This window comes from Phreatobacter oligotrophus, assembly GCF_003046185.1.
GTDB classification, from domain to species: Bacteria; Pseudomonadota; Alphaproteobacteria; order Rhizobiales; family Phreatobacteraceae; genus Phreatobacter; species Phreatobacter oligotrophus.
Genome location: NZ_PZZL01000001.1, coordinates 197886 through 222071, shown reverse-complemented (window position 1 = coordinate 222071; position 24186 = coordinate 197886). Strand labels below are relative to the sequence as shown.

General features: G+C 68.5%; 26 protein-coding genes and 1 tRNA gene. 13 read left to right on the top strand and 14 right to left on the bottom strand.

The genetic code is table 11. The annotated features are described in order from the left end of the window. Positions 1–51 precede the first annotated feature (51 nt). A complete protein-coding gene (locus tag C8P69_RS01105; RefSeq protein WP_245901846.1) occupies positions 52–1218 on the top strand; it encodes a threonine ammonia-lyase in 1167 nt (388 codons plus the stop codon). Between the two features lie 114 nt (positions 1219–1332). Beyond that, positions 1333–2082 carry an arginyltransferase gene (locus tag C8P69_RS01100; protein WP_108174015.1) on the top strand — a complete coding sequence of 250 codons (750 nt, stop codon included), beginning with the start codon at positions 1333–1335 and terminating at the stop codon, positions 2080–2082. Positions 2083–2094: 12 nt separating this feature from the next. Here the strand turns inward: C8P69_RS01100 and C8P69_RS01095 are convergent, their stop codons facing one another. The 5 genes from C8P69_RS01095 to C8P69_RS01075 all read right to left on the bottom strand — a co-directional run bounded on the left by C8P69_RS01095 (position 2095) and on the right by C8P69_RS01075 (position 6674). After that, positions 2095–3117 carry an amino acid ABC transporter substrate-binding protein gene (locus tag C8P69_RS01095; protein WP_425440736.1) on the bottom strand — a complete coding sequence of 341 codons (1023 nt, stop codon included), beginning with the start codon at positions 3115–3117 and terminating at the stop codon, positions 2095–2097. Between the two features lie 149 nt (positions 3118–3266). After that, positions 3267–5516 carry a DNA topoisomerase IV subunit A gene (gene parC / locus C8P69_RS01090; RefSeq protein WP_108174013.1) on the bottom strand — a complete coding sequence of 750 codons (2250 nt, stop codon included), beginning with the start codon at positions 5514–5516 and terminating at the stop codon, positions 3267–3269. Positions 5517–5618: 102 nt separating this feature from the next. Next, positions 5619–5900, bottom strand: a complete 282-nt coding sequence (locus C8P69_RS01085) for a CopG family antitoxin (RefSeq protein WP_108174012.1) — start codon at positions 5898–5900, stop codon at positions 5619–5621. Beyond that, positions 5869–6177, bottom strand: a complete 309-nt coding sequence (locus C8P69_RS01080; RefSeq protein ID WP_108174011.1) for a BrnT family toxin — start codon at positions 6175–6177, stop codon at positions 5869–5871. Before C8P69_RS01080 ends, C8P69_RS01085 begins: the two co-directional genes overlap by 32 nt. Before the next feature lie 68 nt (positions 6178–6245). Next, positions 6246–6674, bottom strand: a complete 429-nt coding sequence (locus C8P69_RS01075) for a VOC family protein (protein ID WP_108174010.1) — start codon at positions 6672–6674, stop codon at positions 6246–6248. A 138-nt stretch (positions 6675–6812) separates the two neighbouring features. Here C8P69_RS01075 and C8P69_RS01070 point away from each other — a divergent pair, with 138 nt between their 5' ends. Next, the gene (locus tag C8P69_RS01070) at positions 6813–7322 is read left to right on the top strand and encodes a CreA family protein (RefSeq protein WP_108174009.1); all 510 of its coding nucleotides are present in this window, start codon (positions 6813–6815) and stop codon (positions 7320–7322) included. Here the strand turns inward: C8P69_RS01070 and C8P69_RS01065 are convergent. Then, on the bottom strand, positions 7319–7930 hold the full coding sequence (locus C8P69_RS01065; protein ID WP_108174008.1) for a hypothetical protein: 612 nt from the start codon (positions 7928–7930) through the stop codon (positions 7319–7321). The two genes, C8P69_RS01070 and C8P69_RS01065, sit on opposite strands and share 4 nt — an antisense overlap. Positions 7931–8100: 170 nt before the next feature. Here C8P69_RS01065 and C8P69_RS01060 point away from each other — a divergent pair, with 170 nt between their 5' ends. From C8P69_RS01060 to cimA, 4 genes are all read left to right on the top strand, one after another. Then, entirely contained in the window at positions 8101–8553 is a 453-nt protein-coding gene (locus tag C8P69_RS01060) for a hypothetical protein (RefSeq protein WP_108174007.1), read from the top strand. Positions 8554–8745: 192 nt separating this feature from the next. Beyond that, positions 8746–10131: a cysteine--tRNA ligase gene (gene cysS, locus C8P69_RS01055; RefSeq protein WP_108174006.1), complete on the top strand. Its 1386-nt coding sequence runs from the start codon at positions 8746–8748 to the stop codon at positions 10129–10131. After that, the gene (locus C8P69_RS01050) at positions 10128–10604 is read left to right on the top strand and encodes a GFA family protein (protein WP_108174005.1); all 477 of its coding nucleotides are present in this window, start codon (positions 10128–10130) and stop codon (positions 10602–10604) included. The genes cysS and C8P69_RS01050 overlap by 4 nt, the downstream gene beginning before the upstream one ends. Beyond that, positions 10601–12214, top strand: a complete 1614-nt coding sequence (cimA, locus tag C8P69_RS01045) for a citramalate synthase (protein ID WP_108174004.1) — start codon at positions 10601–10603, stop codon at positions 12212–12214. Before C8P69_RS01050 ends, cimA begins: the two co-directional genes overlap by 4 nt. A gap of 3 nt (positions 12215–12217) precedes the next feature. Here the strand turns inward: cimA and C8P69_RS01040 are convergent, their stop codons facing one another. From C8P69_RS01040 to C8P69_RS01030, 3 genes are read right to left on the bottom strand one after another with little or no spacing between them, the layout of a single operon-like run. After that, positions 12218–12505, bottom strand: a complete 288-nt coding sequence (locus C8P69_RS01040) for a type II toxin-antitoxin system RelE/ParE family toxin (protein WP_108174003.1) — start codon at positions 12503–12505, stop codon at positions 12218–12220. After that, the gene (locus C8P69_RS01035; protein ID WP_108174002.1) at positions 12502–12744 is read right to left on the bottom strand and encodes a type II toxin-antitoxin system ParD family antitoxin; all 243 of its coding nucleotides are present in this window, start codon (positions 12742–12744) and stop codon (positions 12502–12504) included. Before C8P69_RS01035 ends, C8P69_RS01040 begins: the two co-directional genes overlap by 4 nt. Before the next feature lie 38 nt (positions 12745–12782). Beyond that, positions 12783–13394, bottom strand: a complete 612-nt coding sequence (locus C8P69_RS01030; protein WP_108174001.1) for an LOG family protein — start codon at positions 13392–13394, stop codon at positions 12783–12785. Positions 13395–13593: 199 nt separating this feature from the next. On the opposite strand from C8P69_RS01030, the gene C8P69_RS01025 reads away from it, so the two are divergent. Both C8P69_RS01025 and C8P69_RS01020 read left to right on the top strand, forming a co-directional pair. Further along, a complete protein-coding gene (locus tag C8P69_RS01025) occupies positions 13594–15555 on the top strand; it encodes an ABCB family ABC transporter ATP-binding protein/permease (protein ID WP_245901817.1) in 1962 nt (653 codons plus the stop codon). Between the two features lie 8 nt (positions 15556–15563). Further along, the gene (locus tag C8P69_RS01020) at positions 15564–16298 is read left to right on the top strand and encodes a hypothetical protein (protein WP_108173999.1); all 735 of its coding nucleotides are present in this window, start codon (positions 15564–15566) and stop codon (positions 16296–16298) included. Between the two features lie 6 nt (positions 16299–16304). Here the strand turns inward: C8P69_RS01020 and C8P69_RS01015 are convergent, their stop codons facing one another. The 4 genes from C8P69_RS01015 to C8P69_RS01000 form a co-directional block, all read right to left on the bottom strand. Beyond that, positions 16305–16511: a DUF2783 domain-containing protein gene (locus tag C8P69_RS01015; RefSeq protein WP_108173998.1), complete on the bottom strand. Its 207-nt coding sequence runs from the start codon at positions 16509–16511 to the stop codon at positions 16305–16307. 174 nt (positions 16512–16685) lie between these two features. Then, entirely contained in the window at positions 16686–18287 is a 1602-nt protein-coding gene (locus C8P69_RS01010) for an FAD-dependent oxidoreductase (protein WP_108173997.1), read from the bottom strand. Between the two features lie 77 nt (positions 18288–18364). Then, a complete protein-coding gene (locus C8P69_RS01005; RefSeq protein ID WP_108173996.1) occupies positions 18365–18679 on the bottom strand; it encodes a hypothetical protein in 315 nt (104 codons plus the stop codon). A 23-nt stretch (positions 18680–18702) separates the two neighbouring features. Then, positions 18703–20091: a DUF2865 domain-containing protein gene (locus tag C8P69_RS01000; RefSeq protein WP_108173995.1), complete on the bottom strand. Its 1389-nt coding sequence runs from the start codon at positions 20089–20091 to the stop codon at positions 18703–18705. 182 nt (positions 20092–20273) lie between these two features. On the opposite strand from C8P69_RS01000, the gene C8P69_RS00995 reads away from it, so the two are divergent. The 4 genes from C8P69_RS00995 (at position 20274) to C8P69_RS00980 (ending at position 23837) form a co-directional block, all read left to right on the top strand. Beyond that, on the top strand, positions 20274–21605 hold the full coding sequence (locus C8P69_RS00995) for an aspartate aminotransferase family protein (RefSeq protein ID WP_108173994.1): 1332 nt from the start codon (positions 20274–20276) through the stop codon (positions 21603–21605). 20 nt (positions 21606–21625) lie between these two features. Continuing rightward, positions 21626–22663, top strand: coding sequence for an amino acid ABC transporter substrate-binding protein (locus C8P69_RS00990; protein WP_108173993.1), 1038 nt, complete (start codon positions 21626–21628; stop codon positions 22661–22663). A gap of 91 nt (positions 22664–22754) precedes the next feature. After that, positions 22755–22829, top strand: a tRNA-Val gene (locus C8P69_RS00985). Between the two features lie 255 nt (positions 22830–23084). Further along, entirely contained in the window at positions 23085–23837 is a 753-nt protein-coding gene (locus C8P69_RS00980; RefSeq protein ID WP_108173992.1) for a GGDEF domain-containing protein, read from the top strand. A 15-nt stretch (positions 23838–23852) separates the two neighbouring features. Here C8P69_RS00980 and C8P69_RS00975 read toward each other — a convergent pair whose 3' ends face one another. Next, on the bottom strand, positions 23853–24056 hold the full coding sequence (locus tag C8P69_RS00975; RefSeq protein ID WP_108173991.1) for a ribbon-helix-helix domain-containing protein: 204 nt from the start codon (positions 24054–24056) through the stop codon (positions 23853–23855). Positions 24057–24186 lie beyond the last annotated feature (130 nt).

Genomic DNA, 24186 nt, shown 5'->3' with positions numbered 1-24186 from the left:
CTGACCTTCGCCGACATCCTGGCCGCCCGCGAGACCATCGCCGGCCAGGTCATGCGGACGCCCATGCTCCCAGCCCCGCCGCTCTCGGCCATCACCGGCGCCGAGGTCTTCGTGAAATACGAGAACCTGCAGGTCACCAATTCCTTCAAGGAACGCGGGGCCCTGGTGAAGCTCGCCTCGCTCTCCGCCGACGAGCGGCGGCGCGGCGTCATCGCCATGTCGGCCGGCAATCATGCCCAGGCCGTGGCGCTGCATGCGAGCCGCCTCGGCATCCCTGCGACCATCGTCATGCCGGAGACGACCCCCTTCGTGAAGGTGGCGGCGACCCGCAGCCATGGCGCGACCGTGGTGCTGGACGGCGAGACGCTGTCGGAGGCGCAGGCGCGGGCGGAAGCTATCCAGGCGGCCGAGGACCGGGTCTGGGTCCACCCCTATGACGACCTCCACGTCATGGCCGGACAAGGCACCATCGCCTGCGAGATGCTGGAGGATGTTCCGGACCTCGACATCCTCGTCGTGCCCATCGGCGGCGGTGGCCTGATCGGCGGCAATGCGGTGGCGGCCAAGGCGGTGCGGCCCGGCATCGAGGTGATCGGCGTCGAGGCCGCGCTCTACCCCTCCATGTGGAACGCCCTGCACAACGAGACCCGCCCGATCGGGGGGCCGACGCTTGCCGAGGGCATCGCCGTCAAGATCGTCGGCAAGGCAACGCTCCCCGTCGTCCGAGAGCATGTCTCGGCAGTGGTGCTCGCCAGCGAGAGCGATCTCGAACGCGCCGTGAACCTCTATCTCACGCGGCAGAAGACCATGGCGGAAGGCGCGGGCGCCGCGGGCCTTGCGGCGATGCTCGCCGAGCCCGAGCGCTTCCGCGGCCGCAAGGTCGGGCTGATCCTCTGCGGCGGCAATATCGACCCGCGGATCCTCGCCTCCATCATGGTCCGGGAGCTCGAGCGCGAGAGCCGCATCGCCTCCATCCGCGTCACCATCCACGACCGGCCGGGCGTGCTTGGCCATGTCGCGGCGCTGATCGGCCGGCTCGGCGCCAATATCCTCGCGGTGGAGCACCGCCGCTATTTCCTCGACACGCCCGCCAAGGGCACCAAGCTGGATGTCACCGTGGAGGTGCGCGACGGCGCCCATCTCCACGAGATCCTGGCGGCGCTGGAGGCCGAGGGCCTGCCGGCGGTCAGGATCGAGACGGCGGGCCAGCTCGGCTGAGGGCTGAATCACGGGCTCGTGCGGCGGTCAGCCTTTGACCGGGGCGAAGCGCCGATTATCTTCGAGCATCCGTCGCGCGCCGCCCGGCCCGGCGATTCGTCACCGGACCCCGCCTTGACGCAGCAACCCCGCGACACGCCCCAATTCTATCTGACGGCGCCGACCCCCTGTCCGTATCTGCCGGGCCAGTCGGAGCGGAAGGTGTTCACGCATCTGGTCGGTCCGCAGGCGCCGCATCTCAACGACATCCTGACCCAGGGCGGGTTCCGCCGCAGCCAGTCCATCGCCTATCGCCCGGCCTGCGAGACCTGCCGGGCCTGCGTCTCGGTGCGCGTGCCGGTGGCCGATTTCCGGCCCGGCCGCTCGTTCCGGAAGGTGATGCTGAAGAACTCCGACCTCGTCGGCGAGATGCGACCGGCCATCCCGACCTCCGAGCAGTACTCGACCTTCCGCGCCTATCTCGACGCCCGCCATCGCTCCGGCGGCATGGCCGACATGACGGTGCTCGACTACGCCATGATGGTCGAGGACAGCCACGTGAAGACTCGGCTCGTCGAATATCGCCGCCGCGACGCCGACACCGCCATCAATGGCCGCAGCAAGGGCGAGCTCGTCGCCTGCGTGCTCACCGACATCCTCGGCGACGGGCTGTCGCTGGTCTATTCCTTCTTCGAGCCGGACCAGCAGCACCGCTCGCTCGGCACACTGATCATCCTCGACCATATCGCCCGGGCGAAGGCCATGGGCCTGCCTTACGTCTATCTCGGCTACTGGGTCGATGGCTCCGCCAAGATGGACTACAAGGCCCGCTTCCTGCCGCAGGAACGGCTCATGCCCGAGGGCTGGGTGCGGGTGGAGGCCTGAGGCCTCCGGGCCTCACCGGAAGGGCGGGGCATATTGCAGGCCGCCGACGTTCCACAGGCGGTTCGGGCCGCGCGGCAGGCCGATGCGGCTGCGGGCGCCGAGGTTGCGGTCGAAGCTCTCACCGTAGTTGCCGATATGGCGGATGATGCGCAGGGCCCAGTCGCGGGTGAGGCCGAGCGTCTCGCCATAGTTGCTGTCCACCCCCAGCAGGCGCCGGATCTCCGGGTTCGGGCTCTTCAGCATCTCCTGGACATTGGCCTGGGTGATGCCGAGTTCCTCCGCCGCGATCATGGCGAAGAGCGTCCAGCGGACGATGTCGAACCATTGGGCATCGCCCTTGCGCACCCAGGGCCCCAGCGGCTCCTTGGAAATGACCTCCGGCAGGATGATGTGATCATCGGGGTTCTGCATGAGGAAGCGCGACCCGGCGAGCGCCGACATGTCGGTCGTGTAGGTGTCGCAGCGGCCGCTCTCATAGGCCTTGATGACCTCGTCGACCGTGGCATAGGCCACCATCTGGTAGCGGATGTTGTGGGTGCGGAAATAATCGGCAGCGTTGAGCTCGCTGGTCGTGCCCTGCGGCACGCAGACGGTGGCGCCGGCGAATTCGAGGGCCGACTTCACCCCGAGCGACTTGCGCACGAGAAAGCCCTGGCCGTCGTAGTAGTTGATGGCGGTGAAGGCGATGCCCTGGGAGATCTCGCGGCTGATGGTCCAGGTCGTCTGGCGCGCCAGCACGTCGATCTGGCTGGACTGCAGGGCGATGAAGCGGTCCTTGGACGACAGCGGGCTGAAGCGCACCTTGGTGGGGTCGTCGAAGATCGCGGCGGCAAGCGCCCGGCAATAGTCGACGTCGAAGCCCGTCCAGCGTCCCTGGCTGTCCGGCATGGAGAAGCCGGGGACGCCCTGATTGGCGCCGCATTCGAGGACGCCGCGCTCCTTCACGCGCGCGAGCGTCGCGGAGGTGGACGGCGCCTGCGCGAGCGCGGCGTCCGCGCCGATGGCGACAAGCGCCGCCGCGCAGACCGAGGACAGGATGGTGCGGATGGTCATGCGGTCATTCCCCCTTGCATCGGCCGAAGCCCGGCGAGGGAGAATTTCAGCATGCGGCAGAACGCCGCTTAAGCCCGAGTTTGCGCCAGTTCAGCGGCACATTTGCCCGGATTTTCGGCGCGATGCGCGGCTCACCCGAACCTGTTCGTCTTCGGGAAGCCCTTCGGCGGCAGGCGGCCGGAATCGGCGCGGTTGCCGATCCATTCGGCAAGGTCGGCCTGCGACACGGTCCAGGTGCGGTCGGAGGAATCCTTCCAGGTGAGGCCATCGGCGAGCGTGAAGGTCTTGAGGTCGACCATGCCGCCCTCCTTGTACTTCTGCAGGCGGACACCCTTGCCACGCGCCATTTCCGGCACCTGGTTCAGCGGGAAGACGAGGAGCTTGCGGTTGAGGCCGACGATGGCGACGTGGTCGCCCTCGACGAAGCGGACGGCCGCCAGCTCGTCCGGCGTGTCGACCCCCATCACGCCCTTGCCCTTGCGGGTATTGGCGACGAGATCGTCCTCGGCCACCACGAAGCCGCGGCCCTCGCGCGAGGCGAGCAGCACCTTGCGGCCGCCGCGATAGGGCGTGACCTCGATGATGTCGTGCTCCTGCTCGAGGTCGATCATCAGGCGCACCGGCTCGCCGGCGCCGCGGCCGCCGGGCAGCTTCGCGCCTTCCAGCGTGAAGACCTTGCCATTGGTGGAGAAGACCAGCAGCTTCGAGGTCGTCTCCGCGAAGAAGGAGAGCTTCAGCCGGTCATCAGTCTTGAAGGCGAGGCCGGAGAGGTCCTGCACATGGCCCTTGAGGGCGCGGATCCAGCCCTTTTCGGAGACCACGACGGTGATCGGCTCGCGCTCGACCAGTGCCTCGGCAATCGCGTCGACATCCACCTCGGCGGCCTCGCCGAAGGTGGTGCGGCGCTTGCCGAGCGGCGTCTCCTTGGAGAACTGCTTGCGGACATTGCCGATCTCCCAGGAGACCGTCTTCCACTGCATGGCCTCGGAGCCGAGCAGCTTCTCGATGCCCTGCTTTTCCTTCGTCAGTTCCTCATGCTCCTTGCGCAGCTCGATCTCCTCGAGCTTGGCGAGCGAGCGCAGGCGCATGTTGAGGATCGCCTCGACCTGCACCTCGGTGAGGTCGAACCGCGCGACGAGGGCCTTCTTCGGCTCGTCCGCCGTGCGGATGATGTGGATGACCTCGTCGATGTTGAGATAGGCGACGAGCAGGCCGGCGAGGACCTCGAGGCGCTTGTCGATGGCGGCGAGGCGATGCTGCGAGCGGCGGATGAGCACCTCGCGGCGGTGGTCGAGCCACTCGCGCAGCACCTCCTTGAGGCCGACGACCTTCGGCACCTTGCCCTTCATGAGCACGTTCATGTTGAGCGGGATGCGGCTCTCGAGCTCGGTGAGCTTGAACAGGCTCTCCATCAGCAGGGTCGCGTCGACATTGCGCGACTTCGGCTCGAAGACGAGGCGGATGTCCTCGGCGCTCTCGTCGCGCATGTCGGCGACGAGCGGCAGCTTCTTCTCGTTGATGAGCTCGGCGATCTTCTCGATCAGCCGGCCCTTGGTGACGCCATAGGGAATCTCGGTGACGACGACGAGATAGGTGCCGCGTCCCGTGTCCTCCTGGTGCCAGCGGGCGCGGGTGCGGAAGGCGCCGCGGCCGGTCTCGTAGGCCTCCTCGATGGAGGCGCGGCCCTCGATGATGATGCCGCCGGTCGGGAAGTCGGGACCCGGCACATGGGCGATGAGATCGCGCGTGGTGCAGCCGGGATTGGCGATGAGGTGGAGGGCGGCATCGCAGACCTCGGCCGCATTGTGCGGCGGGATCGAGGTGGCCATGCCGACCGCGATGCCCTGCGAGCCGTTGGCCAGCAGGTTCGGGAAGGCGCCGGGCAGGACGACCGGTTCCTCGTCCTCCTCGTTATAGGTCTTGCGGAAGTCGACCGCGTCCTCGTCGATGCCGTCGAGGAGGAGGCGCGCCACCTCCGTCATGCGGGCTTCGGTGTAGCGGTAGGCGGCGGCGTTATCGCCATCGATATTGCCAAAATTGCCCTGCCCGTCGACCAGCGGATAGCGCTGGGAGAAATCCTGGGCGAGGCGCACCAGCGCGTCATAGACGGACTGGTCGCCATGCGGGTGGAACTTACCGATGACGTCGCCGACGATGCGGGCGCACTTCTTGAACGCCGTGCCCGGATCGAGCTTGAGGAGCCGCATGGCATGGAGGATGCGGCGGTGGACCGGCTTCAGGCCGTCGCGGGCGTCGGGCAGCGCCCGGCCCATGATGGTCGAGAGGGCATAGGCGAGATAGCGCTCTTCCAGCGCGTCGCGCAGGTTGATGGTCTCGATGCCGTCGTCGCCGCCCGGCGGCGGGGTCACGCGCTCGCCCATGGGCTCAGGCCTCGCGAATCGGGAAAAGGATCATCCTCTCTCGATAGGCGGCGGCGCGCCTGAGAACAAGCGGGGAACGGGGACGGGACTGTGGGCGGCAGCTCAGCCCGCGTCACGCTTGAGCGGGGCGGGACGCGCGGCAATGGCGCGCTCAAGCGTCAGCCTGATGTAGCGCTGATACGGGATGCCCTCCTGGCGCGCGGCTGTCCGCACCGCATCAAGAAGCGCCTCGGGCATCCTCATGCTCACGGTCTTCTCCTTCGGCGCGAACTCGAAGGAGGCAGGCTTCAGACGATCCGAGGCGATGAACTCGGACAAGTCGCCGCGGTCCAGAAACGCTTCGGCCTCTTCGTCAGTCGCGAAGGCGGGCAATTTGCTGCTCATAGCGCCTCACTTCCTTGGCATGCATGTAGCGGGCGCTGATCGGCCGCAGAAGGAGCCGGCCGTCGCGCTCGCGGATCGTGAAGGCGACGAAGGCATGGCGCCCCGTCGCCGTGCGTCCGATGGCGATGCTGCGGGTCTCGGTCCCGGAATGCCGTCCGTCCGGCAGGATGAGGGTGATCGGTCCCGACAAAATCTCTTCGATCTCCCGGGGTGAAAGACCATGCTTGCGGCATTTCGCAAGATTGCCCTCGTCCCAGTCGAAGCCGTCGAACTGCATTGATGATCATTGCATTTGTCATGACATCCGACAAGACGCGATTCGGAACGCTCCTCGGCCGACCTTTGTCAGAACGTCACCCGCACCGAGGGCGCGCTGCGCTGGTGCTCACCGTGGAACACGGCCTCGATGTTGTTGCCGTCCGGATCGATGAGGAAGGCGGCGTAGTAGCCGGGATGGTACTTGCGCAGGCCCGGCGGGCCGTTGTCGCGGCCGCCCGCAGCGAGCCCGGCGGCGTGGAAGGCACCGACGGCGGCACGGTCCTTTGCCTGGAAGGCGAGGTGATGGCGGCCGGTGAGTTCGCCGAGCGCGGCGGGGCTGCTGGCCGAGGAAATGAACAGCTCGTCAGCCCAGAAATAGGTCTCCTCCTCGCCGCCGATGGGGATGCCGAGCACCTCGAACACCGCGCCGTAGAAGCGGCGGCTGGCGGCAAGGTCGCGGACCACAAGCTGCACGTGGTCGATCAGGCGGCCGCGATGGATCTCGTTCACGTCCATGGCACGTCTCCGTTCTGAGCTGCTTCGCGGGGAACCGGTGGGCGAGGCCGTCGTTCCTAGCGGTCCTGCACCCTGCGTCATCGCCTTGCCAAACCATGGCGGCAGCGTTGCTATGGCCGTCCTCCAGGAGCCTGTCCCATGCGCCGTATCCTCGCCGCCGCCCTCGCCGCCCTTCTTGCCGTGCCGGCGATCCCCGCCTTCGCGCAATCGCCGGAGCTGATCTTCCGGCGCTCCACAGTGTTCCGGCTGCTCTCGCCGAACGACAAGCTCGCGACCTATGGCATCGACGATCCGGACGTGGAGGGCGTCGCCTGCCATTTCACCGTGCCGGAAAAGGGCGGCTGGGCGGGGGCCTTCGGCTTTGCCGAGCAGCTCTCGGAGGTATCGCTCGCCTGCCGGCAGATCGGCCCGATCCGCATTACCGGCCGGTCTAGCCAAGGCGACGTGGTGTTCCGCGAGGGCCGCTCCTTCTTCTTCAAGCGGGTGCAGATCGTCCGCGGCTGCGACGCCCGGCGCAACGTGCTGGTCTACATGATCTATTCGGACAAGCTGATCGACGGCTCGCCGCAGAACTCGACCTCCACCGTGCCGATCATGCCCTGGGGCCAGCAGACCGAGGTGGTTCGCTGCGGCGACTTCATCAGCTAGTCGGCACGAGGCGGCGGCGCAGGCGGGCTGAGAAGGTCCAGCCATTGGCGGGCCGTCTGGGGGCGGTCACGCTCCCGGCGCTCGCGGCGGGTGAGGCCGTTGGGGTCGCAATAGGCGAAGGTCGCCTCGACCACGGCCAGGGGACGCCTGTCATCGCCGTCATCCGCGGCGGTCGGCCGACGCCGGCGCTCCGCCCAGCGCATGAGCCGCTGGTGCCAGAGGTCCTCGTGGGCGATCAGCCGGGCATCGTAATAGCACCGCTCGCGCAGTTCCCCGGCGATGGCAGGGCGGCTGTCGCCGAACGGCGTCCACAGGCCGAGGCGGACGCGGCGATCCTCCGGCAGGACGGTCAGCACGGCCGAGCCGATCGTCGCCTGGTGGATCGGCCGCAGGGCCGGTTCGACAATGCCATCCACCGTCGCCTCGCCGCTGTCGTGGTGGAGATATTCGACGAAGATGCGGTGCCGTTCGCCATGGACCGCATAGTCCAGCCAGAGAAGCGGCAGGCCAACCGCCATGGCGACGACGGTCCACAGCGCCAGCCTCGCCAGAACAGCGAGAGGCGCGAGGAAGAGCACGTGCGGGGAGCGCGACAGGGACGACATCATGGCGCGAAGGTCGCCGCCGCCCGCTTCCCACCGATGTCGCGCGAACCGGTCCTGCGTTGCCGGGTTGGCCCAGCCATGCTGGCTTTGTTTCCGCAACGGAAAATCGGGTGACGTTCAACGGAAAGACGGATGGGCGAAAGGTCCCCCCATCCTCTCTTCCGGAGCCCGTCATGGTCCCTCGCCTCGCCTGCCTCGCCTTTCTCGCTCTCGCTGCTGCTGCGCCGGCCCATGCCACCGGAGGCGTCTCCTGCGAGGCCGATGACCGCTCGGCCAAGTTCACCATCGGCAGCCCGGTTGGCCGCTCGACGGGCGGCGCCCTCTTCCAGTTCGAGGGTGCGCTCGAACTGAAGGGCCGCGACGTCGCGGAGGACTTCCGCAAGCTCTCCTTCGCCAAGGAGAATCTGACCCAGAGCTGGTTCGATGCCCGGGAGCTCAGGATGCGCGTCTACCACGAGCGGGCCGGTGAACCGCATGGCACGGTGGAACTGACCGTCGAGGCGCGCGGCAACCCTGAAGCGGAGACCTGGCGCGGCCGCTACACGATCCGCCTCGGCGAGGTCGTGAACGGCGAGTTCCGCACCCGGCAGCTCAACGGCCGGGTGTCCTGTTCCGTCGAGGGCTGAGGCGGCAGAAGCCGCTTGACGCTCAGGCGGCGATCTGCGCTATCTCTGCGCTCATGAACGGTTTCGCGACCATTTGCGGGATTATTTGCGGCTGAGCGTCTTCGCTGGCCGGTCGCCGTTCTTTGCCATCATCCTCAAGCGCAAAAGATCACCGACACGGCCCGCGGCGGATGCCCTTGCGCGGAGACGGCTATGGCGATCAGGCTCTACAACACGCTGACGCGGTCGAAGGACGAGTTCCGTCCCATCGATCCGAAGAACGTCCGCATGTATGTCTGCGGGCCGACCGTCTATGACGACGCCCATATCGGCAATGCCCGGCCGGTCATCGTCTTCGACCTGTTGTTCCGGCTGCTGCGCCACGTCTATGGCGAGGCCCATGTCACCTATGCCCGGAACATCACGGACCTCGACGACAAGATCAACAAGCGCGCCTTCGAGCGCGGCGTCACCATCCGCGACCTGACCGAGGGCACGGCGGCGCGGTTCCACGCCGCCATCGATGCCCTCGGCGCCTTGCGGCCGACGGTCGAGCCGCGCGCCACCGAGCATATCGAGGAGATGAAGACGCTCTGCGAGAAGCTGGTCGCGGCCGGCCACGCCTATGTCGCCGAGGACCACGTGCTGTTCTCCGTGCCCTCCATGCCCGGCTATGGCGGCCTGTCGAAGCGGCCGCTGGACGACATGATCGCCGGCGCGCGGGTGGATGTCGCGCCCTACAAGCGCTCGGAAATGGACTTCGTGCTGTGGAAGCCCTCGCGCGAGGCGCATGAGCCGGGCTGGCCGAGCCCCTGCGGTATTGCGCAACCCGGGCGGCCGGGCTGGCACATCGAGTGCTCGGCCATGAGCTGGAAGCACCTCGGCGAGACCTTCGACATCCATGGCGGCGGCATCGACCTCGTCTTCCCCCACCACGAGAACGAGGTGGCGCAGACGACCTGCGCCTTCGGCCACCAGGTGATGGCCAATGTCTGGATGCACAACGGCTTCCTGCAGGTCGAGGGCGAGAAGATGTCCAAGAGCCTGGGGAATTTCGTGACGATCCAGGAACTGCTGGACGGCTGGCAGGGCAAGGCCTGGCCGGGCGAGGTGCTGCGCCTGACCATGCTGAAGACCCATTACCGCCAGCCCATCGACTGGACCGTGCGGGCCATGGAGGAGAGCTGGAAGACGCTGGAGGGCTGGTACCGTGCCGCTCAGGGCGTTGAGGCCTCGACGGTGCCGGAGACCGTGCTGGAAGCCCTCGGCGACGATCTCAACACCGCCAAGGCGATCGCCGAGCTGCATGGGCTCGACAAGCGCGGCGACCACGCGGGCCTGAAGGCATCGCTGCAGCTCATGGGCTTCGACGAGGCTCGGCTTGGCGAACTTACGGCCGAAGCCGACGCCGAGGCGGACATGAAGGACACGGCGCGGATCGAGGATCTCATCGCCGCGCGCCTCGCCGCCCGCAAGGCCAAGAACTTCGCCGAGAGCGACCGGATCCGCGACGAGCTCGCGGCCATGGGCATCCAGCTGAAGGACGGCAAGGACCCGGCGACCGGCGAACCGATGACGACCTGGGAGGTGATGCGATGACCGCCCGTTTCACCGGCGGCTGCCAGTGCGGCGCCGTGCGCTTTGCCTGCGAGAGCCTCGGCCGCGCCTCGCTCTGCCATTGCCGCATGTGCCAGAAGGCTTTCGGCAGCTATTTCGCGCCTCTGGCGACGGCCCACGGCCTCACCTGGACGCGCGGGGCGCCGAAGCATTTCCAGAGTTCTAGCGTGGTGCGCCGCGGCTTCTGCGGCGAATGCGGCACGCCGCTGACCTATGAGCACGCCCACGGCGTCGAGCTCGCGCTCGGCGCCTTCGACGATCCCGCGGCCCTGCCCCCCGTCATCCAGATGGGGCTCGAGGCGCGTATGCCGTTCTTCGCCGACCTCGCCGGGCTTCCCACCCGTACGCCCGCGGAAGCGGAGAAGGTTGCGGGCTTTTACGCCTCGGTCGTCTCCCGCCAGCATCCGGACCACGACACGGCGGCCTGGCCGCCCCAGGACCGCAGCATCCCATGACCGCCTCCCTCCCCGATGGCCGCGAGCGGCTGTTCCTGTTCGACACGACGCTGCGCGACGGCGCGCAGACGACCGGCGTCGATTTCTCCCTTGAGGACAAGCTGAAGATCGCAGCGCTCTTGGACGAGCTCGGCATCGATTATGTCGAGGGCGGCTATCCCGGCGCCAATCCTACGGACACCGCCCTCTTCGCCAAGCGGCGACCGGTCAAGGCTCGGTTCACCGCCTTCGGCATGACCAAGCGCGCCGGCCGCTCGGCGGCGAACGATCCGGGCGTCGCCGCCCTGCTCGACGCCGAAGCCGACGCCATCTGCTTCGTCGCCAAGGCCTGGGACTACCATGTCCATGTCGCGCTCGGCTGCACGCTGGATGAGAACATCGAGGGCATCGCGGATTCGGTGTCGGCGGCGCGGGGGCGCGGCCGCGAGGTACTGGTCGATTGCGAGCACTTCTTCGATGGCTACAAGGCCAATCCCGATTATGCCCTCGCCTGCGCCCGCACGGCCTTCGAGAGCGGCGCGCGCTGGGTGGTGCTCTGCGACACCAATGGCGGCACGCTGCCCGAGGAGGTCGAGGCGATCGTCACCGCCGTGACCGCGGTGGTGCCGGGCGCCAACCTCGGCATCCATGCCCATAACGATACCGAACAGGCCGTGGCCAACACGCTCGCCGCCGTCCGCGCGGGCTGCCGACAGATCCAGGGCACGCTGAACGGCCTCGGCGAGCGTTGCGGCAATGCCAACCTGACCTCGCTCATCCCGACCCTGCTGCTGAAGCCCGCCTATGCCGAGCGCTTCGCCATCGGGGTCAGCCAGGAGAAGCTCCGCCACCTCACCAAGATCTCGCGCCAGCTCGACGAGCTCATCAACCGGCCGCCGAACCGCCATGCGCCCTATGTCGGCGCGGCGGCCTTCGCCACCAAGGCGGGCATTCATGCCTCCGCCGTGCTGAAGGAGCCGGAGACCTATGAGCACGTGCCGCCGGAGACGGTGGGCAATCGTCGCCATGTCCTCGTCTCCGAGCAGGCCGGCAAGTCCAACGTGCTGGCGGAGCTGGAACGGGTCGGCCTCACCGTCGCCAAGGACGACCCGCGGGTCGTGCGAATCCTCGACGAGGTGAAGGAGCGCGAGAGCCTCGGCTATGCCTATGAGGGGGCGGATGCCTCCTTCTTCCTCCTCGCCAAGCGGGTGATGGGCGAGGTGCCAGCCTTCTTCGCGGTGGAGCGCTTCAAGGTGAATGTCGAGCGCCGCTACAATGCCGCCGGCGACCTCGTCACCTTCTCGGAGGCCACCGTGAAGGTGAAGGTGGGCGACGAGGTGCTGATCTCGGCGGCGGAAGGCAATGGGCCGGTGAACGCGCTGGATGCCGCGCTGCGCAAGGATCTCGGCAAGTACCAGCGCTTCATCGAGGACCTGGAACTCGTCGATTTCCGCGTCCGCATCCTCAATGGCGGCACCGGCGCGGTGACGCGCGTGCTCATCGAGAGCCGCGACCGCGCCGGCGAGACCTGGACCACGGTGGGGGTCTCGGCCAACATCATCGATGCCAGCTTCCAGGCGCTGACGGATTCCATCACCTACAAGCTGGTGAAGGACGGCGCGGGGGTGTGAGGGCTAGAGATGCCCGGCAAGGTCCATGCGCTGGTGCAGGATGCGAACGACGGCCACCACGTCCGGTTGCAACCGATAGACGACGATGTGTGAGCCGGCCGGGACAATCCGCAAGCCCGGCCCCACCTCATCGGCGGTGCGCCCGAGTTCAGGAAAGCGCAGGAGCCTCTCCATGGTCGCCTGGAGAAGTTTCAGGTAGGCGACGGCACGGTCTGTGCCCCATTCATCGGCGGAATAGTCAAAAATCTCCGACAGGTCCTGTTCGGCGCGCGGGGTGAGCGCCAGTTTCATCCGCGCTCGGCGACCTTCGCTGCAAGGAAGCCGTCCATATTGAACGGGCGCGCCTCGCCGCTCGCCTCGCCCTCGGCCACCGCGGCACGAAGAGAGGCAAGACGAGCCTCGTGCTCCTCAAGCAGACGAAGGCCCGCGCGCAGCACTTCACTGGCGGAGCCGTACCGGCCTTCGGCAACCCGCTCGTCGATGAACGCCGTGAAGTGATCGCCGAGGCTGACGGAGGTATTCTTGGGCATACCAGACGATACCAAATCCTGGTATCGCCCTCAACGCCTCACATCTTCTCAATCACCACCGGGTCGTGCTCGGCGCCAAGCGCCTCCTGCGGCAGGTCGGCAACCTGCTTCTGGATCGCCGGGATGATGTCGCGGACCTCGTCGATGATCGAATATTTCACCTGCAGGCCCGGCCGGATGAAGCCCTCGTCCTTCATGTGATCGAGGAGGACGCGCAAGGGATCCCAGAAGCCACCGATATTGGCGACGACCACGGGCTTTGCATGCCGTCCGAGCTGCGCCCAGGTCAGCTGCTCCACCAGTTCCTCCAGCGTGCCGATGCCGCCCGGAAGCGCCACGAAGGCGTCGGCCTCGGTGAACATGCGCATCTTGCGGGTGTGCATGTCCGGCACGGTGACCACGTCGATGACGGCGTCCAGCGGCATCTCCTTGCGCTTCAGGAAGTCCGGGATGATGCCCAGCACCTTGCCGCCATGGTCGACCACGGATTTCGCCAGCGTGCCCATGAGGCCGATGCCGCCGCCGCCATAGACGAGGCGGATGTTGGCCTTGGCCATGGCGGCGCCGAGCTCGACCGCGGCCTTGCCATAGGCCTCGGCATGGCCGGAGCCGGAGCCGCAATAGACGCAAAGGGAACGAACGGTCGCCATGCAAGGCCTCCGGAAGCAGGCGCCTGCGGCTGTCCGCGGCGCGATTCAGGTCGTCACCGACCATAGACGCAGCGAGGGCCGAGGTCAGCCATGCAACAGGGGATCGCGCGTCAGGGGTTCTCGGGGACGATTTCCTGATTATATCGCTTCCAGGAAACAAGCCTTCTCCGCAAGGCGTCGCCGCAAGGACCCAGTCATCGTGTCTCCGCCCCCATCACCGGCCGCCGCAGGCTCCGGGAAACCCGTCTCGGCCGAGGGCGGCGCACTGATGCGCACCATCGTCAACCTGTGGCCCTTCATCTGGCCGCATGACCGGAAAGACCTGCAGCGCCGCGTCGGCTGGGCGATGGTGCTCCTCGTGGTGGCGAAGGTCGTCACCATGGTGGTGCCCTTCACCTTCAAATGGGCCACCGACGCGCTGGCAGCGCCGCAGACCACCTCGACCGCCTGGTGGGCGGGCGTGCTTGCCGCTCCGCTCGCGCTCACCCTCGCCTATGGCCTGTCGCGCATCCTCATGGCGGTCGTCACGCAGATGCGCGACGGGCTCTTCGCCAAAGTGTCGATGCACGCGGTGCGGCGCCTCGCGCTGCTCACCTTCGAGCACATGCACAAGCTGTCGCTGCGCTTCCACCTGGAGCGCAAGACCGGCGGGCTCACCCGCGTGCTGGAGCGCGGGCGCAACGCCATCGAGACCATCGTCAGGATGATCATCCTGCAGCTCCTGCCGACCATCCTCGAGCTGGCGATGATCGTCGGCGTTCTGCTGTGGATGTTCGACTGGCGCTACGTGGTGGTGATCCTCGTCACCGTCGCGGCCTATCTCGCCTTCACCTACTACGCCACGGAATGGCGCATCGCCATCCGCCGCGACATGAACGACAGCGACACCAACGCCAACGTCAAGGCGATCGACTCGCTCCTGAACTTCGAGACGGTGAAGTACTTCTCGGCCGAGGAGCGCGAGAAGGCCCGCTACGACGTCTCCATGGCGAAGTACGAGAAGGCCTCGACCAAGGCGCTCACCTCGCTCGCCGTGCTGAACGCCGGCCAGGCGGCGATCTTCACCGCCGGCATGACGGTCGCCATGGTTCTCTGCGCCATGGACATCGCCAAGGGCCGCAACACGGTCGGCGACTTCGTCATGATCAACGCCATGATGATCCAGCTCTACCAGCCGCTGAACTTCATGGGCATGGTCTATCGCGAGATCAAACAGGCCATCACCGACATCGAGGCGATGTTCGCCATCCTCGGCCGCCCGCCGGAGATTGTCGACCGGCCCGCCGCGCCGGACCTCAAGGTCGCCGGCGGCACGATCCGCTTCGAGGACGTCGCCTTCGCCTATGACCCGGCGCGGCCCATCCTCAAGGGCGTCTCCTTCGAGGTGCCGGCGGGCAAGACCGTGGCGATCGTCGGCCCGTCAGGCGCCGGCAAGTCCACCATCTCGCGCCTTCTCTTCCGCTTCTACGATGTGGGGGGCGGGCGCATCACCATCGACGGCCAGGACATCCGCGAGGTGAGCCAAGCGTCGGTGCGCCGTGCCATCGGCATGGTCCCGCAGGACACTGTGCTGTTCAACGACACGATCCGCTACAACATCCGCTACGGCCGCTGGGATGCTTCCGACGCCGAGGTGGAGGAGGCCGCGCGGCTCGCGCAGATCCACGACTTCATCCTGCGCAATCCGCAGGGCTATGAGACCGAGGTGGGCGAGCGCGGCCTGAAACTCTCCGGCGGCGAGAAGCAGCGCGTCGCCATCGCCCGCGCCATGCTGAAGTCGCCGCCGATCCTGGTGCTGGACGAGGCGACATCCGCCCTCGACAGCCATACCGAGCGCGAGATCCAGGAGGCGCTCGACCGCATCTCTCGCGACCGCACCGCCATCGTCATCGCCCACCGCCTGTCGACCATCGTCGATGCAGACGAGATCATCGTCCTCGACGACGGCAGGGTGGCCGAGCGCGGTACGCATGGCGAATTGCTTGCCAAGGGCGGCCTCTATGCCGGATTGTGGAACCGTCAGCGCGAGGCGGCCGAGGCAGAGGAGAAGATTGCCGGTCTCGAGCGCGGCGTCCCGGCCCGGTCCCAGGAAGCCGCCTCCGTTTCGCCCGATGCGCATGCTGCCATGATCCCGAAGCCGCCGAGCCAGGCGGCGGAGTAGCCGACCCGATGGTCGAGACCCGAGAGCGCCCACTGTCCCTGTCCTATCGCCGGCCCTCGGACCGCAGCGAGCGGCGGGTGCTGCAGGAGGTCCTCGATGGCCTGCACCACGATCCGCAGTCCGACCTCGCGGAGGTCGGATCGGGCTTTGGCCTCGGCCTCATCTCCCTGCTCTTCATCGGTCCGGTGGCGCTGCTCGTCGCCTGGCTCCTGCAATTTGCGACCGGGGTGACCTTCGGATCCGACCAGGCCTGGCTCGCCGCCGCCGCCCTCTGGCTTGCCGGCTGGAGTGGCATGAGCGCGGTGAAGGTCGCCGCCCGGCGCGGACGCGCCTCGGCGCTGCGGCGCGCCATCACCGCCGACATCGCCGAGGGCGACGTGCAGGAGGAGAGCTGGCGCTTCGTGGAGGCGATCGGGTTCCAGGAGGCGGAGAAGATGCCCCTCCTCTATCTCGTCCAGGCCGACAATGGCCGTATCGTCGCCTTCGAGGAGACGCGCCTCACTGGCCGCGAGCGCCAGCCAGGCGAGGGGTTCTCCTCCGCCGCACCGGCGGATGCGGTGCTGGTGAGGGGCATCCGCTCGGGCGTGCTGATCAGCGAGAATTATTCGGGCCCGACCCTGCCGCTGGTGGACGTCCAGCCGCTCGCCCTCCCCCGCGACGAGAGGCCGCCGCACGGTTCCGTCGTGGACCGTCCCTGGGGCGCGGTGGGTCCGTGGCTGTCCGGTCGCTCGACGGTGGCCTGAGGCCCCCTACCGCTTCTCATCCATCGTCCGCCGCGCCAGGGCCACGGCCTCGGCGAGGATTGTCGCGTCACCCACATGGTTGGCGAGGATCAGGACGAGCCGCGCATTGAGGTCGGCGCTCTCGGCCTCGGTCAGCGGCCGGTGCGCCTCGGTGAGGATGCGCAGCGCGGCGTCGGGATCGGCGAAGCGATTGTCGGTGACGAGGCCGCTCATCGGCTGCTCCTCATGTGGAGAGTCAGGGCCATCCTCACACAGTGATTCAAGGCGCCGTTCACACGGTGATTCAACCATGCTGCGACCAAGGGCTCTCCCGGGGCGCAGCTCATAGGATGATTCAGGTTCTTCACACGCCGATTCCGATTCAAGCGCATTGCCTAAGTCCTTGATTCAGAACCCCTTCGCCCGCTGGATCGCATGTGCGATCTTCACCGTCGCGGGATGCCGCCAGCGGGCGGTGAGATGCCCATCCGGCCGCAGGAGGACGGCACTCCCCTCCCCGGCATCGAAGCGCCCGGCGAACAGTCCGGCCTCATCGATCACGTCCTGGCCGATGACGATGTGCTCACAGCCAGCCGGCGCGACGCAGCTGTCCCCCATAGTCAGCAGGGTGAACCGGCCGGATGCGAGCGCGGTCAGATGGGTCGGCCCATGGCCCGGCCGATGAAGGGGCAGGTCCGGCACCGGGGCCCCGAGCCGGGCGCTGCCGCCCCAGCCATCCTCGTCCGGAGTGGTCAGCGGCGTCTCGTAGGTGGTGGGCACCGACAGGCGCCCGGAATTGACGAGCCGCCGGGCGAAGGGCGCCTCCGCCGCAAGGGCGAGGACCGCGTCGCGCAGTCGCCGCTCGCCGGCCGAGGGCGGCGCGATGAAGTCGGTGGAGCGGGTGGAGTTTAGGATGTTCTCGTCCGCCGCCGCGCCGCGCTCCAGGTCATAGGTCGCGATGAGGCCCGGACCTGCTTCGCCTGCGAGAACCAGCGCCAGTTTCCAGGCGAGGTTCTCAGCATCCTGGATGCCGGAATTGGCGCCGCGCGCGCCAAAGGGGGAGACCTGGTGGGCGGAATCACCCGCGAAGATGACGCGCCCATGGACGAAGCGGGCGAGCCGCCGGCACTGGAAGGTGTAGACCGACACCCATTCGAGGCTGAACGCGTCGTGGCCGAGCATGCGGCGGATCCGCGGCACGACGTTCTCGGGCTGCTTCTCCACCTCCGCGTCGGCGTCGCGGCCAAGCTGGAGGTCGATGCGCCAGACATCGTCGGGCTGCTTGTGGAGCAGGGCCGATTGCCCGCCATGGAACGGCGGCTGGAACCAGAACCAGCGCTCGGTCGGAAAGTCCGCCGTCATCTTCACGTCGGCGATGAGGAAGCGGTCGTCGAAGACCTCGCCGGCGAAGTCGAGACCGAGCATGGCCCGGGTTGGCGAGCGCGAGCCGTCGCAGGCGACGAGCCAGTCGGCATCCAGGCGGTAGGGGCCGTCCAGCGTGTCGATGGTGAGGCTGGCGCCATCGGTACGGGGCGCGACGGCCGCAAGGCGGTTCGACCAGCGCAGGTCGATCAGGTCGGGGAAGCTGGCGGCGCGGGCGGCCAGAGCCGCCTCCACATAATATTGCTGGATGTTGATGAAGGCGGGCCGGCGATGCCCCGCCTCGGGCAGCAGGTCGAAGTCGTAGAGCTCGCGCTCGCCGAGGAAGACGCGGCCGCGCTGCCAGGTGATGCCCTTGTCCACCAGTTGCTCGCCAAGGCCGAGCCGGTCGAAGATCTCCAGCGTCCGCTTGGCAAAGCAGATGGCGCGGCTGCCCTCGCCGATCCGGTCGGAATCATCGAGCACCACCGAGGCGACACCCCGGGTGGCAAGGTCGATGGCGAGCGCGAGGCCCACAGGCCCTGCCCCGACGATCACCACGGGATGGCGGGCCGGCGTCGCGGCATCCTGGTCGGGATGGTGCCGATAGGCAAAGCGTAGCGGCAGGTCCTCGAGCTTAACCGACGCCATGCCCCCTCCAGATGGTTTCTTCTGCAACCGTTATCCGGAAGTGTGGCGCAGGCCGGCGCGCGCCGTCCACTCCGCCGTCAGGCGGCGGCGCGGCCGAGGGCCCCGGCGGTCTTGAAGAAGGCGCTGGCGGCGCGGAGGACCGAGACGAAGGCGATGACGGCGATGGCCCATTCGAGGATGCGGCCGCGGCGCCAGAGATGGGCATAGAAGGCGAGCGAGATGAAGGGCCAGCGGGCGAGATAGGGGGCAAGGCCCGGCCGCCAGGGCTGCGTCAGGACGAGGCGCTGGGGCATGGCGAGATCATCGGCGACCCAGCGCGGCCAGAAGGACAGGACCCAGCCGAAGGCGGCGACGAGCGCGAGCCAGACGAGGCCGTGGAGGAGGATGTCCATGGTGGCGGGCTCCAGGAGGCGGGTCAGCCGCCGTTCGGCGCCGGCGCGGCGTCGGCGCGTGGCGCATAGATGGGCCCGATGACACGAACGGGGCGGCGTTCCTCCGGCGGCGGCTCAGGCGCCGGAGCGGCGGCGGGAACGGTGGCGTCCGGAACCGCCGGCCCCGGGGTGGCGGCGCCGCGGATGGCCGGGGGATCGGCGTCGACCGGCTGGCGGATCGAGCCGTCGAGGCCGATGGTCGGCCGCGGCGCACCATCCCGGCCGCGGCTGCGGTCGAAGCGGGCCTGGCGTTCGGCCTCGCGGCGGGCGCGCTCGCTGGCGGCGGCCTCCTCGCGGGCGGCGGAACGCTGCTCGGCCGGCATGGAGAGGATTCGGGCCTGTTCGGGGGAGACGACCTGATCGCCGCTGCGCAGGGTCGGATCGGGGCGGTTGGTGAAGGCCTCGGCCCAGGAGCCGTTGCGGGGGCGGCAGGTGCAGGCGGCGTCGAAACGCTGGCGGAAGCGCAGGGCGTTGGGCAATGCCGTGTAGGGCTCGCCGTCTACCGAGACCGCATTCTCGATCTGGTCGTCGCGCATCCGGTACAGCGCCGTCTCCGCCCCCGGGCACTGCATCTGGCACATCTCCTCCTGGCCAAGGCTCATGCCCGGGCGGGGCGAGGAGGTCATGGGGAAGAAGGCGCCGTCGCACAGGCGCACGCAGACGGCGCGATGGCCGACATTGCGCGGACGGTCGTCGCCGTCGCCGGGGCGCAGCTGGTCCTCAGGGATGGCTGCGACATCGCCATAGGAGGGCGGCGGGCGCGGGTCGCTGCGGCCGAAGAGATGTTCGATGAAATTGCCGAAGCCCGGTCGCTGCGGTTCCGCGCCTTCGCGATAGGCGGTCTGCGGGCGGCCCTCGGTGCGATAGTCGCGATAGACGTCGCGGTCGGGCGCCGCGCCGAGGCCGAAGAGACCGGGCCGCTGGGGGGCGGCCGCCTCGCGGGCGCCGCCGCCACGGCAGCCATTGGCATCGAAGGCGACGAGAAGCTGGGCGCGCTGCTGGGCCCGCTGGGCCGTTTCCATGCCCCCTCCGCCCGCCTGCGCCTCCAGCTGGGCGAGGTTCGCCTGCATCTGCCGGCGGCGGGCATCCAGCGCAGCGCACTGGCCGCTCTGGAAAAAGCCGCCGCAGCCGGCGGCCTGGTAGGTGCGGGTGGCGTTGGCAAGCTCGGCGCGCTGGCGCTGGGCGGCGGCGGCGAAGCGGCGGGCATTGGCCCCGCCCGAGGGCGCGGCATCAAGCTGCGCGATGCGCGAGCGGATCTGCAGGCAGACCGGGGACTGCGCCTCGGCCGGCGCCGACGGGACGAGCATCACCGCGGCCGTGACCGCCGCGAGCAGCAGGGCCGGGATGGCCTTCCGCTTCGTCCTCGCCTGCACGTATCCCCCTGCAATCTGGTGCCGCCCTTCATGGGGCGGTCGCGATGAAGCGCACAAAACTATTGCGAATTCGTGGTCGTGGCCAGAACGACGCAGCCGCAAGGCAGTTCCCCGGGCCGGCGCAATTGCGCGCGGCCACGCGATGCCGCCAAATGGCCGGGCGTCGATGAAGGACCTGCGCCATGACCCGTGTCTTCCACCGCAGCCTCGCCCACGACTACCCCGTGGCGGTGTCGGGCCGGGGCGTCACCATCCGCGACAGCGAGGGGCGCGACTATATCGACGCCTCAGGCGGCGCCGCGGTCTCCTGCCTCGGGCATTCCCACCCGGACGTGCTGGCGGCCATGCATGCCCAGCTCGACAGCCTCGCCTATGCCCATACGAGCTTCTTCACCACGGCCGTGGCGGAAGAGCTGGCGCAGACGCTGGTGGCGGACGCGCCCGAGGGCATCAGCCATGTCTATTTCCTCTCCGGCGGCTCCGAGGCGATCGAGACGGCGCTGAAGATGGCGCGGCAATATTTCGTCGAGATCGGTCAGCCGCAGCGCCGACACATCATCGGCCGCCGCCAGAGCTACCACGGCAACACCCTCGGGGCGCTGGCGGTCGGGCACAACGCGGCGCGGCGGGTCCAGTATGCGCCGCTGCTCATCGAGGCCGAGCATGTCTCGCCCGCCTATGACTACCGTGGGCGGGCGCCCGGCGAGACGCCGGAAGCCTATGGTCTCCGGCTCGCCGCCGAGCTCGAGGACACGATCCAGCGGCTCGGGCCGGACAGCGTCATCGCCTTCATCGCCGAGACCGTGGGTGGCGCCACCTGCGGCGCCATCACCGCCCCGCCCGGCTATTTCCGCGCCATCCGCGAGGTCTGCGACCGGCACGGCATCCTCCTCATCCTCGACGAGGTCATGTGCGGCATGGGCCGGACCGGAACGCTGCACGCCTGCGAGCAGGAAGGCGTCTCGCCCGACCTCATGACCATCGCCAAGGGGCTCGGCGGCGGGTTCGCCCCCATCGGCGCGGTGCTGGTGGCCGGCCGGGTGTTCCAGGCCTTCGATCGCGGCTCCAAGCTGTTCCAGCACGGCCATACCTATCTCGGCCATCCGCTGGCCTGCGCGGCGGGCCTTGCCGTGCAGACCGTCATCAAGCGCGACAACCTTCTCGCCAATGTGCAGGCGCAAGGGGCGCATCTCGCCCGCCGGCTCGGCGAGACCTTCGGCAACCACCACCATGTCGGCGACATCCGCGGGCGCGGCCTGTTCCAGGCCATCGAGATCGTCGCGGACCGGGGAAGCAAGGAGCCCTTCGATCCGGCCCTGAAGTTGCATGCACGGATCAAGGCGGAAGCCATGGCCCGCGGGCTCATGGTCTATCCGTCGGGCGGTACGGCAGACGGGACGCGGGGGGACCATGTGCTGATCGCGCCGCCCTTCATCGTCGATGCTGAGACCATCGACACCATCGTCGAACGGCTCGCAGAGGCCGTCGATGCCAGCCTGGCGCAGCCGGGCTGACCTCCAGCGGAGAGACGGACATGAAGATCACCACGCTCGCGGCCCTCGGAGGGCTGGCGCTCCTCGGCCTGGCTGCGCCGCCCCGGGACGCGGCGGCGCAGACCATCAACGTGCTGGAGCGGGCCAAGCAGCGCGGCTTCCTCACCTGCGGCATCCATACCGGGCTGCCTGGCTTCGGCTTCCAGGCGGATGGCGGCGAGTGGCGCGGCCTCGACATCGACCTGTGCCGCGCCATCGCGGCGGCGATCTTCGACGACCCGACCAAGGTGCGCTTCGTGCAGACCACGGCGCAGACGCGCTTCATCGTGGTGCAGACGGGCGACGTCGACCTGCTCGCCCGCAACGCCACCTATACGATGAGCCGCGACACGGCCATGGGCATGGCCTGGCCGGCCATCAACTACTATGACGGCCAGGGCTTCATGGTCCGCAAGGCCTCGGGCGTCACCTCGGTGAAGGGCCTCGACGGCGCCTCGATCTGCGTCACCCAGGGCACGACCACCGAGCTCAACCTCGCCGACTATTTCCGCGCCAACAACCTTCGCTACGAGGTGGTGAGCTTCAAGACCAATGACGAGGGCATCAAGGCCTTCGAGGCGGGACGCTGCGACAGCTTCACCACCGACGCCTCGGGCCTTGCGGCCGAGCGCCTGCGCTTCGCCAGCCCCGGCGACTACATCATCCTGCCCGAGCTCATCTCGCGCGAGCCGCTGGGACCTGCGGTGCGGCGCGGCGACGAGAACTTCGCCGCCCTGGTGCGCTGGACGCATTTCGCCATGCTCAATGCGGAGGATCTCGGCGTGACGCGTGCCAATGTCGAGCAGATGCGCGCCTCCACGACCAATCCGGAGATCCGCCGCCTGCTCGGCAGCGACGGCAAGTTCGGCGAGACGCTGGGCCTGACCAATGACTGGGCCTACCGGATCATCCGCCATGTCGGGAACTACGGCGAGAGCTTCGACCGCAATGTCGGCGCCGGCTCGCGCCTCGGCCTTGCCCGCGGCACCAACGCCCTGTGGAGCAAGGGCGGGCTGCAATATCCCTATCCCATCCGCTGATGCGGCGGGGCGCGGCGCGATGCGTCGCCGACATTCTTGACACCGGTCGGGGGGAGCCGCTAGGAACGCGGCTCCTCGCCACATGTGGCGCGGGCGCGTAGCTCAGCGGGAGAGCACTCCCTTCACACGGGAGGGGTCACAGGTTCAATCCCTGTCGCGCCCACCATTCCTTCGTCCCTCACCACCTCCATCGCGTCCTTGCGCGGCCAGCGCACACCCTCCTCGCGCATCGCGGGTGGGGCAGCGCAACGCTTCGCGTAACCCGATCCATAGCGCAGCTGGCCCATGCACATTACCTAAGGGCACGCGCGGCCGTTGCTGACCCAGACACCTTGCACGGTCCCCCACCTGCTCCGATCTCCACCGGGCCGCGCGCAGGAAGGCTGACCCGTGCCGGGTCTTTGGCCAGGAGGGGATTCGGGTGCCGCGCGCCGTCGTTCTGACCATCGTCGTCGCGTGTCTTGCGTCGCTCGGCTCGGTCGCCATGACCTATGGGGTCTATCTGGTGATCGGCCTCAAGGAGCCGCGGGTCGCCTTCACGCTCGCCACCGTCTGCCCCCTCATCATCGCGCCGCCCCTCGTCTACTGGTCCTTCCGCAAGAACGACCGGATCGCCGCGCTCAATCAGGCCCTCGCCGCCAGCAATGCCGAACTCGCGGTGGCGAAGCGCTCGCTGGAGGAGATGATGCGGAAAGACGGCCTCACCGGCCTGCTCAACCGCACTGCCTTCTTCGCCGCCATCGACGAGGCCCTGCAATCCGCGGGCGGGTGCCTGCTGATGCTGGACATCGACCACTTCAAGGCGATCAACGACGAGCACGGCCACGCGGCCGGCGACGACGTGCTGGTGGTGGTTGGCCACGCGCTCGCGGCCGCCTTGCCCTCCGGCAGCTTTGCCGGCCGTCTCGGCGGCGAGGAGTTCGGTGTATTCCTGCCGGGCATCGGGATCGGCGAGGCGCTGATCTATGCCGAGGCCCTGCGCCAAAGGCTCGGCAGCGATATCGGCACCAGGTCAGGGCTCGGCCGGCCGGTCACGGTCAGTGTCGGGGCGGCGGCGGTGGACAAGCAGGGCGACATCGCCAGCCTTTACCGGACGTCGGATGCGGCGCTGTACCGCGCCAAGCGGGAGGGACGGAACCGGGTTGCCGCCGGGGGACAGATCCCGCCGTGTTGAGGATGGGCCGGGCCCTCACCCGTCATTGGCGGCGGCGGGCCAGCTCGCCGGCGGCTCCTGCGGGCCGCGCCAGGAGAGCATGAGGCCATTGCCGACGGCCCAGGCGCGCAGCGCGGCGACCATGGCGTCGGTCCGGCTGGCGGAGGGCACCTCCTCCTCGATGAAGCGGTCGACCGCGGCGAGGAGGTCGGGGGGGATCTGCAGCTTGATGGTCGTCATGCGCGAATCCTCGAGGGGCGTCTCGTCAGGCAGGCTTGGGGCTTTGCACGGCGGCAGGATGCGCGCTCTCTCGTACAGGAAGGGTTAAGGCGCAAGATGGGTTTGTCCGGAGCGGCCGAAGACCTGGGCG